Source organism: Clostridium sp. ATCC 25772 (genome assembly GCF_001573875.1).
In the GTDB taxonomy this organism is placed as follows: Bacteria; Bacillota; Clostridia; order Clostridiales; family Clostridiaceae; genus Clostridium_J; species Clostridium_J senegalense.
In genome coordinates this window covers 1-1379 of the sequence record NZ_LFRG01000125.1, presented here as the reverse complement: position 1 = coordinate 1379, position 1379 = coordinate 1, and the positions used below count along the sequence as shown (strand labels likewise).

Annotated in this window: 1 protein-coding gene; it reads left to right on the top strand. The window is 28.3% G+C overall.

The features are described 5' to 3' along the window. Window positions 1-120: 120 nt before the first annotated feature. Window positions 121-1323 carry an IS701 family transposase gene (locus AZI32_RS17095; RefSeq protein ID WP_061997156.1) on the top strand — a complete coding sequence of 401 codons (1203 nt, stop codon included), beginning with the start codon at window positions 121-123 and terminating at the stop codon, window positions 1321-1323. The last annotated feature ends 56 nt before the right edge of the window (window positions 1324-1379 follow it).

The following is a 1379-nucleotide window of genomic DNA, read 5'->3' as shown; positions in this document are numbered from 1 at the left end:
CTATAATAGTGCAAAAATACTTGAATAATTTTACAACTGAATAAAATAAAAAACATTTATGATAAATCCTTGTTATAATTGAGTTCCAACACAACAATAACAGCAAGGAGCTATACATAAATGTTTCAGAACACAATTATATCAGATGAATTATCAATATACAAATTTTTTAAGCAATTAAATTTTGATTTTTACTTAACTAAACCCCAATTAGGGCATTTAGAAAATATAATGAATGCTATGATATCAAAAGGTTTTAACGGTAAAATTTCCGACATAGCGGAGCTTGCTCCTTCAAAGCATAGAACTAGTATTAGTAGATTTCTTTCGAATAGTTCTTGGAATGAAAAATTTTTAGAAAGAGCATTAAAAGCTTATATAGTAGAACTTATTTGGACTAAATCAAGAGAATCTAGACAGCCAATATACTTTATTATTGATGACACTATTTCTGAAAAGACAAAGCCCTCGTCAAAGGCTAAGAATCCAATCGAAAAGTGCTCTTTTCATAATTCTCACTTAAAAGGTAAGAATGTATATGGCCATCAAATATTAGTTTCTTTACTATCGTGTGACGGATTAGTTCTTCCATATTCTATTGATATCTATGATAAAGAATTTATGAGTAAAATAGAATTAACTAAAAAATTAATTGCAACACTTCCTAAGCCTGAAAATAAAGGCTATGTGTTAAGTGATAGTTGGTATAGTTGTAAGGATATTTTTAATGCTTCTGAAAAGGCTGGCTATAGTTATATTGGTGCTTTAAAAACTAACAGAGTTATTTTTCCACAAGGTCATGAAAGACTAGGAATAAAACTTCATAAATTTGCTACATTATTGAATATTGAAGACTTTGACCTTGTCACCGTCAAAGATAAGCAATACTATATTTACACTTATGCTGGCAAATTAAAAAATAGAAAAAATGTTGCTATTGTTTTAAGTTATCCTAAAGATGCTTTTCAAAAAGATGGAGCATTGAAAACTTTTATTTCCTTAGACAAATCATTAACACCGTTAGAGATTTTAACTCAATATACCGACCGTTGGGCGATTGAACCGTTTTTTAGAGATTGCAAAACTTACCTAGGACTAGATGGATATCAAGTAAGAAGTGAGAAAAGTATCAATAGATATTTAACAATAATGTTAGTAAATTATACTTATTGCAAAATATACTCTAATGATTCTCATCACTTTAATACTGGATATAAAGCTGCCAAGAAAGATTTAGAAAAATCTAAAGTAATATATATTTACGAAGCTGCCGCAAACGGTATGTCGATAGAAGAAATTTTTAAGTCATTAAAAATAGCTTAAGAATCTGTTTTTTTATTCAACTGTAAAATTATTCAAGTAAAAACGCACTATTATAG